This is a genomic window from Kitasatospora sp. NPDC059803, assembly GCF_042732255.1.
In the GTDB taxonomy this organism is placed as follows: domain Bacteria; phylum Actinomycetota; class Actinomycetes; order Streptomycetales; family Streptomycetaceae; genus Kitasatospora.
The window spans coordinates 1-8327 of the sequence record NZ_JBHWIJ010000352.1; the positions used below are offsets into that span (position 1 = coordinate 1).

General features: G+C 74.1%; 6 protein-coding genes. 5 read left to right on the forward strand and 1 reads right to left on the reverse strand.

Annotation, left to right across the window (positions count from 1 at the left end; translation table 11 throughout):
• On the reverse strand, nt 1–2905 hold a 2905-nt coding region (locus ACFV6I_RS34890), incomplete at its 3' end, for a DEAD/DEAH box helicase (protein ID WP_380429863.1).
• A 171-nt stretch (nt 2906–3076) separates the two neighbouring features.
• Here ACFV6I_RS34890 and ACFV6I_RS34895 point away from each other — a divergent pair.
• The 5 genes from ACFV6I_RS34895 (at nt 3077) to recA (ending at nt 8150) form a co-directional block, all read left to right on the forward strand.
• Nucleotides 3077–4678 (forward strand): S8 family serine peptidase, encoded by a 1602-nt coding sequence (locus ACFV6I_RS34895; RefSeq protein WP_380429866.1) that lies wholly within the window; start codon nt 3077–3079, stop codon nt 4676–4678.
• Between the two features lie 53 nt (nt 4679–4731).
• Nucleotides 4732–5322 (forward strand): GNAT family N-acetyltransferase, encoded by a 591-nt coding sequence (locus tag ACFV6I_RS34900; protein ID WP_380429869.1) that lies wholly within the window; start codon nt 4732–4734, stop codon nt 5320–5322.
• Complete coding sequence (locus ACFV6I_RS34905) at nt 5319–5513, forward strand: DUF3046 domain-containing protein (RefSeq protein WP_063349322.1); 195 nt, start codon at nt 5319–5321, stop codon at nt 5511–5513. The genes ACFV6I_RS34900 and ACFV6I_RS34905 overlap by 4 nt, the downstream gene beginning before the upstream one ends.
• Before the next feature lie 84 nt (nt 5514–5597).
• Entirely contained in the window at nt 5598–6854 is a 1257-nt protein-coding gene (locus tag ACFV6I_RS34910; protein ID WP_380336445.1) for an AI-2E family transporter, read from the forward strand.
• A gap of 177 nt (nt 6855–7031) precedes the next feature.
• Complete coding sequence (gene recA, locus ACFV6I_RS34915) at nt 7032–8150, forward strand: recombinase RecA (RefSeq protein WP_063349323.1); 1119 nt, start codon at nt 7032–7034, stop codon at nt 8148–8150.
• Nucleotides 8151–8327 lie beyond the last annotated feature (177 nt).

The following is an 8327-nucleotide window of genomic DNA, read 5'->3' on the forward strand; positions in this document are numbered from 1 at the left end:
CGGTGAGCGGGCCGAGCAGGCGCAGCGCGTCGGCGACGCCCTCGGCGTCCTTGATCCGGCGCTCGGGGGTGAGGCGCTGGAGCTCGGCCTCCAACTCGGCGAGCACCTGCGGGTCGAGCAGTTCGCTCAGCTCGGCCTGGCCGAGGAGTTCGGACAGCAGCCGGGAGTCGAGCGAGAGGGCGGCGGCGCGGCGCTCGGCGAGCGGGGAGTCCCCCTCGTAGAGGAACTGGGCGACGTAGCCGAACAGGAGGGAGCGGGCGAAGGGCGAGGGCTCGGGGGTGGTGACCTCGACCAGGCGGACGGCGCGGGATTCGAGGTCGCCCATCAGCTCGACCAGGCCCGGCACGTCGAAGACGTCCTGGAGGCACTCGCGGACGGCCTCCAGGACGATCGGGAACGAGCCGTACTCGGAGGCGACTTCGAGCAGTTGGGCGGCGCGTTGGCGCTGCTGCCAGAGCGGGGTGCGGCGGCCGGGGCTGCGGCGCGGGAGCAGCAGGGCACGGCCGGCGCACTCGCGGAAGCGGGAGGCGAACAGGGCGGAGCCGCCGACCTGGTCGGTGACCAGCTGCTCGATCTCGGCGGCGTCGAACAGGGCGGCATCGGCGCCGACCGGGGCCTCGTCCGAACCGGACCGCTCCGGGGGGCTGTTGAAGTCGAAGTCGGTGGCGAGGAGGTCGGCGTCCGGCAGGCGCAGCACGATGCCGTCGTCGGCGTGCATGACCTGGGGGTCGAGGCCGTGCTTCTCGCGCAGCCGGGCGCCGAGCGCGAGCGCCCAGGGGGCGTGCACCTGGGCGCCGAAGGGGGAGTGGATGACGATCCGCCAGTCGCCGAGCTCGTCCCGGAAGCGTTCGACGACGATGGTGCGGTCGTCCGGGAGGTGGCCGGTGGCGGCGCGCTGCTGGGCGAGGTAGTCGAGCAGGTTGGCGGCGGCCCAGTCGTCCAGGCCGGCCCGGTGCAGCCGGGCGGTGGCGGCCGCGGGCTCCAGGGCGCCCAGCTCGCGGGTGAACGCGCCGAGGGCGCGGCCGAGTTCGAGCGGGCGGCCGAGGGTGTCGCCCTTCCAGAACGGGAGCCGGCCGGGCACGCCGGGGGCGGGGGTGACCAGCACCTTGTCGTGGGTGATCTCCTGGATCCGCCAGGAGGTGGTGCCGAGGGTGAACACGTCGCCGACGCGGGACTCGTAGACCATCTCCTCGTCGAGCTCTCCGACCCGGCCGCCGCCCTTCTTAGGGTCGGTGCCGGCGATGAAGACGCCGAACAGGCCGCGGTCGGGGATGGTGCCGCCGGAGGTGACGGCGAGCCGCTGGGCGCCGGGGCGGCCGGTCACGGTGCCGGCCACCCGGTCCCAGACCACCCGGGGGCGCAACTCGGCGAAGGCGTCCGAGGGGTAGCGGCCGGCCAGCATGTCGAGCACGGCCTCGAAGGCGGACTGCGGGAGGGTGGCGAAGGGCGCGGCGCGGCGGACCACGGTGAGCAGGTCGTCCACCGGCCAGGCGTCCAGTGCCGTCATCGCGACCAGTTGCTGGGCGAGCACGTCCAGCGGGTTGCGCGGGACGCGCAGCGCTTCGATCCGGCCGGCCCGCATCCGCTCGGTGACCACGGCGGACTGCACCAGGTCCCCGCGGTACTTGGGGAAGAAGACGCCGGTGGAGACGGCGCCGACCTGGTGGCCGGCCCGGCCGACCCGTTGCAGGCCGGAGGCGACCGAGGGCGGGGACTCGACCTGGACGACCAGCTCGACGGCGCCCATGTCGATGCCCAGTTCCAGGCTGGAGGTGGCGACCACGGCGGGCAGCCGGCCGGCCTTCAACTCCTCCTCGACCAGCGCCCGCTGCTCCTTGGAGACCGAGCCGTGGTGGGCGCGCGCGATGACCGGCGGGGCGCCCTTGGCGACGCCGGACTCGGCCATCAGCTGGGCGGGGGAGTGCGCCTCAGGCAGCGGCTCACCGGTGGCCCGTTCGAGGGCGATCTCGTTCAGCCGGTTGCACAGGCGCTCGGCGAGGCGGCGGGAGTTGGCGAAGACGATGGTCGAGCGGTGCGCCTGCACCAGGTCGACGATCCGCTCCTCGACGTGCGGCCAGATCGACGCCTGCCGCTGCGGGTCGGCGTCGGAGGAGGCGCCGGTGGCCGGGGCCGCGGGCAGGTCGTCCAGGTCGGGGACGGGGACGACCACCGACAGGTCGAACTCCTTGGCGGCGGCGGGCTGGACGACGACGGCGCCGCGCTGCGGGCTGAGGTAGCGGGCCACCTCCTCGACCGGGCGGACGGTCGCGGACAGGCCGATCCGGCGGGCCGGGCGCTCCAGCAGTTCGTCCAGCCGCTCCAGGCTGAGCGCGAGGTGGGCGCCGCGCTTGGTGCCGGCGACGGCGTGCACCTCGTCGAGGATCACCGTGTCGACGCCGCGCAGCGCCTCCCGGGAGGCGGAGGTGAGCAGCAGGAACAGCGACTCGGGGGTGGTGATCAGGATGTCCGGCGGATGGGTGGCGAAGCGGCGGCGGTCGGCGGCGGGGGTGTCGCCGGAGCGGGTGGCGACCTGGACCTCGGGCTCGGGCAGGCCGAGCCGGACGGCGGCCTGGCGCAGGCCGGTCAGCGGGGCGCGCAGGTTGCGCTCGACGTCCACCGCGAGGGCCTTGAGCGGTGACACGTACAGGACCCGGCAGCGGCGCTTGGGGTCCGCCGGGGGCGGGGTGCTGCTCAGCCGGTCCAGGGCGGAGAGGAAGGCGGCGAGCGTCTTGCCGGAGCCGGTGGGGGCGACCACCAGGACGTCGGTGTCCTGCCGGATGGCGCGCCAGGCCTCGGCCTGGGCGGTGGTGGGGGCGGAGAAGGCGCCGGTGAACCAGGCCCGGGTGGTCGGGGCGAATCCGGCCAGGGGGTCGTCGTTCGGCGGGGTCGGGTGCGGGGGCGCCATGCCCCCATGGTGCCGGGTGGCACCGACAACCGGGGTGGGGGAGCGGAGGTCGCACGGGTGTGGTGAGCATGGGTGTAGTTAAAGGAGCAAAAAGGCAAATCCGCTCATATGGTGATGAATCAGGCCAGTGACCCACCCCGACCCACCGGACCGACGAGCGGAGACCGTGCGATGGCGCAGGTGAACCCGTCCGGCGGTCCCGCCCGTGCCGCCCGCCGCCGCGTCCGCGGGCCCGCCCGGGCGCTGCTCGCGATGCTGCTCACCGCACTCGTGGTCGGCGGCGCCGTCCCGTACGTCTCCGGATCCGGCCGGCCCTACCTCAGCTACCTGGTGCTCGCCGAGCAGGAGGACGCCGCCGGGGCCGCCCTGGCCGGGGCCGAGAGCCGGGCGGCGGGCGGGCAGGTGGTCCAGGAGTACCCGCAGATCGGGGCCGTCCTGGCGTACGCCACCGGCGGCTTCGCGGGCACGCTGCGGGCCCGGCCCGGGATCGCCGCCGTCGGCACCACCCGGACCGAACCGGTGGTCGCCCCGCCCCGCCTGCTGGACGGCGCCGGGGACTTCGCCGCCGGTACCGACCACGCCGACCGCGCCGGCCGCAGCAGCACTGATCACGCCCGTCGCGACAGCGATCACGCCCGGCGCAGCAGCACCGACAGCGCCCGGCGCGACAGCACCGACCGGCAGGACGGCGGCACCGTCACGGTGCCCGACCCGAGCGAGGGCGACCCGTGGAACCTCGCCATGCTCGGCGGCGCCGGCTCCCGGGCCGGCGACACCTCCACCGGGATCCGCGGTCCCGCCGGCGCGCCGACCGCCGACGCACTGCACAAGGTGCTGGTCGCGGTGCTCGACTCCGGCGTCGACGACACCCACCCCGACCTGCGCGCCGCCGTCGACCCGAAGGCCTCCGTCTCCTGCGCCGACGGCCGGCCCGACGCCCGCTCCGGCTCCTGGCGGCCCGACCCCGGGGTCAGCGAGAGCGGCCACGGCACCCACGTCGCCGGGATCGTCGGCGCAACCCGGGACGGCCACGGCATCACCGGGGTCGCGCCGGGCGTGCGGATCGCCGCCGTCCGGCTGCTCGGACCGCTCGGCCAGTACTACGCCGAGAACATCGTCTGCGGCATGCTCTGGGCCGCCGACCACGGCGCCAAGGCGATCAACAACAGCTACTTCGCCGACCCGTGGAAGTACAACTGCCCGGAGGACCAGGACCAGGCCGCGCTGATCGCCGCCGTCGGCCGGGCCTCCGGCTACGCCCAGCGCAAGGGTGCCGTCGTGGTCGCCTCGGCGGGCAACGACGGGCAGGACCTCGGCGCCACCCGGACGGACGAGCGCCGCCCCCACGACCGGGTCTCCGGCCCGGCCCGCTCCCGCTACCTGGGCACCGAGTGCATCCGGCTGCCCGGCGAACTGCCCGGCGTCGTCACCGTCACCGCCGTCAACCGGGACGGCCGCCCGTCCGGCTATTCGAACTACGGCCGCGGCCGGGTCTCGCTGGCCGCCCCCGGCGGCGACCCGGACAGCGGGCCGCAGGGCGCGATCGTCTCCGACTGGCCGGGCGGGCAGTACGCGGCACTGGCCGGCACCTCGATGGCGGCGGCGCACGTCACCGGCGCGGTCGCGGTGGCCGCCGCCCTGCACCCGGACTACGGCTCCGGCCCGCTCGCCGCCCTGCTCGCCGGCACCGCGGCGGCCGCCTGCCCGCCCGGGCCGTACGCCTGCGGGGCCCGGCAGTACTTCGGTGCCGGGCTGCTCGCGCTGCCGCGCTGAGGCGGGCGGAAAACCGGGTGACGCCGCCCGGGCGGGTCGGTGAGGATCGGGGCGTGACCGTCTTCCTCACCACCGAGCGGCTGGTGCTGCGCCGCTTCACCGCAGCGGACGTCGACCACCTGGTCGAACTGGACGGCGACCCGGAGGTGATGCGCCACCTCACCGGCGGGCGGCCGACCGCGCGGGAGCAGGTCGAGGGCGAACTGCTGCCGCTGTACCTCGCGCACTACCGGCGGTACGGCGACCTCGGCTGGTGGGCGGCCGAGGAGCGGGCCGGCGGGGCCTTCCTGGGCTGGTTCGAGTTCCGGCCGACGCGGGACGGCGACCGCTCCGAGGTCGAGCTGGGGTACCGCCTGCGCCGGGCCGCCTGGGGGCTCGGGTACGCGACGGAGGGGGCGCGGGCGCTGGTCCGCCGCGGCTTCACCGCACTGGGCGTGCGGCGGGTGGTGGCGTACACGATGACGGTCAACGCGGGCTCGCGGCGGGTCATGGAGAAGACCGGGCTGTCGTTCGTCCGCACCTTCCACGAGGACTACCCGGAGGCGATCCCCGGCAGCGAGCACGGCGAGGTCGAGTACGCGCTGACGGCCGGGCAGTGGCGGGCCCGGGACGGCGCCGCGCGGTCCGGGATACTGGAGCCATGAGGCTGACGGAGTTCTGGCGACGGATGCACGCGCACTTCGGGGAGACGTACGCGGAGTCCTTCGCCTCCGACCATGTGATGAGCGAACTCGGCGGGCGGACGGTGCGGCAGGCGCTGGAGTCGGGCTGGGAGGCCAAGGACGTCTGGCGGGTGGTCTGCGAGACCCAGGGCGTCTCCGGCGTGCTGCGCTGACCACCGCCCGCCCGCGGGACCGACCCCGCCCCGGCGGGGTGCCCGGTGCTCGGGCGGCTCCGGGGGATGGGTGAGACTGTCGGAGTGACAAGCAGCGCAGAAGCACAGAATTCGGACAGGACGGCGCGGGTCGCCGACGAGGCTCCGGGCCCGCCGCCCGAACCGCGGCTGCCGGAGGGCGAGGCCGGCGGCCTCTGGGGTGGCGGGATGCCGCGCTGGCTGCCCCGGGCGATGGTGCTGGCCCTGGTGCTGGTCGGGCTGTTCCAGCTCGCCGACTGGGCCTTCCACCAGCTGATCGACCTCTTCGTGATGCTGCTGGTGGCCTTCTTCCTCTCGCTGGCGCTGGAGCCGGCCGTCGACCGGATGGCGGCGCGCGGGGTGCGTCGCGGGATCGGCACCTTCCTGGTGTTCGTCGCGGTGGGGATCGCGGTGATCGGGTTCCTCGCGGCGCTCGGCACGCTGCTGGTCGATCAGGTCGCGAAGATCGCCGGGGACCTGCCGCACCTGGTCGACAACCTGATCAACTGGGTGAACCGGACGTTCCATCAGGACCTGTCGCTGGGCGAGCTGCAGAAGAAGCTGCTCAAGGACTCCGGCGCGATCGAGAGCTACGCCCAGCAGGCCGCCGACAACGTCTGGGGCCTCTCCTCCACCGTGATCGGCGGGCTCTTCCAGGCCTTCACGGTCGGGCTGTTCACCTTCTACTTCACCGCCGAGGGCCCGCGGGTCCGCCGGACGGTCTGCTCGATGCTGCCGCCCGCCAAGCAGGGCGAGGTGCTGCGGGCCTGGGAGATCGCCCTCGCCAAGACCGGCGGCTACCTGTACTCCCGGGCGCTGCTCGCGGTGGTCTCCGCGGCCGGGCACTGGGTGATGTTCGCGCTGCTCGACCTGCCGTACGCGGCCGCGCTGGCGGTCTGGGTCGGCGTCATGTCGCAGTTCGTGCCGACCATCGGGACGTACCTGGCCGGCGCGCTGCCGGTGCTGGTGGCGCTCACCGTGCAGCCGGTGGACGCGCTCTGGGTGCTGATCTTCGTGGTGGTCTACCAGCAGGTCGAGAACTACCTGCTGCACCCGAGGATCACCGCGCGGACGGTGGACGTGCACCCGGCGGTCGCGTTCGGCGCGGTGATCGCGGGCGCGGCGCTGCTCGGCGCGGTGGGCGCGCTGATCGCCATCCCGGCGGCGGCCACCTTGCAGGGCTTCGTCGGGACGTACGTGCGGCGGTACGAGGTGGCCACCGACCCGCGGATCGACCGGGGCGAGCAGCGGCGGGCCCGGCGGGAGCTGCGCCGGGAGGCGGCGCGGCGGCTGCGGCGGATGGTCGGCGGCGACGGGAGGTGACCCGGCCGGTGGTGGTGGCACCGTTCGGACGTGCGAAGCTTGAATCGAACATTTGTTCTCTGTACTCTCCGGCGAGGAGTTTTCCACAGGCGGAGCCGGGTCGGGCTCGTTTGTCAGTGGGACGCGCTAGCGTCGAGGACGATGAAGCGCACAGCACAGAACCCGAGGGTGGAAGCCATGGCAGGTACGGACCGCGAGAAGGCCCTTGAGAACGCACTCGCTCAGATCGAGCGGCAGTTCGGCAAGGGCTCGGTGATGCGCCTGGGCGAGAAGGCCAACGAGCCGATCGACGTGATCCCCACCGGGTCCACCGCCCTGGACGTCGCCCTCGGTGTCGGCGGTATCCCGCGCGGCCGGGTGGTCGAGATCTACGGCCCCGAGTCCTCCGGCAAGACCACCCTGACCCTGCACCTGGCGGCCAACGCCCAGCGGGCCGGCGGCACGGTCGCCTTCGTCGACGCGGAGCACGCGCTCGATCCCGAGTACGCCAAGAAGCTCGGCGTGGACACCGACGCCCTGCTGGTCAGCCAGCCGGACACCGGTGAGCAGGCGCTGGAGATCACGGACATGCTGATCCGCTCCGGCGCTGTCGACCTGATCATCATCGACTCGGTCGCGGCGCTCGTCCCGCGTGCGGAGATCGAGGGCGAGATGGGTGACTCGCACGTCGGTCTGCAGGCCCGGCTGATGAGCCAGGCGCTGCGCAAGATCGCCGGTGCGCTGAACCAGTCGGGCACCACGGCGGTGTTCATCAACCAGCTGCGCGAGAAGATCGGCGTCATGTTCGGCTCGCCGGAGACCACGACCGGTGGCCGGGCGCTGAAGTTCTACGCCTCGGTCCGGCTGGACATCCGCCGGATCGAGACCCTGAAGGACGGCACCGAGGCGGTCGGCAACCGCACCCGCGTCAAGGTGGTCAAGAACAAGGTCGCCGCGCCGTTCAAGCAGGCCGAGTTCGACATCCTCTACGGCATCGGCATCAGCCGCGAGGGCGGCCTGATCGACATGGGCGTCGAGCACGGCTTCATCCGCAAGTCCGGTGCCTGGTACACCTACGAGGGCGACCAGCTCGGCCAGGGCAAGGAGAACGCCCGCAACTTCCTGCGGGACAACCCGCAGCTCGCCGACGAGATCGAGCGGAAGATCAAGGGCAAGCTCGGCATCGGCCCGAAGACCGAGGAGCCGGCCGAGGGCGAGGCGGCGGCTGCTGCCGCCGACGGCGCCGCGAAGCCGATCACCGCGACCGCCGCCAAGACGGCCGCGGCGAAGAAGACGGCGGCGGCCGCCAAGGCCTGAACCGTTGACGCAGCACGACGCAGTGGGTGAGGGCGGCCCGGCGGGTCCGGACGGCGACGACTACGGGCCGCCGGACTGGTTCGCCGCCGTGGAGGGGGAGCCGGAGCCGCCGTTCGAGGCGACGCCCCGGGCGCGGTCGCAGTCCCGGAAGGGGCGGCGGCGGGAGCGGTCCTCCGC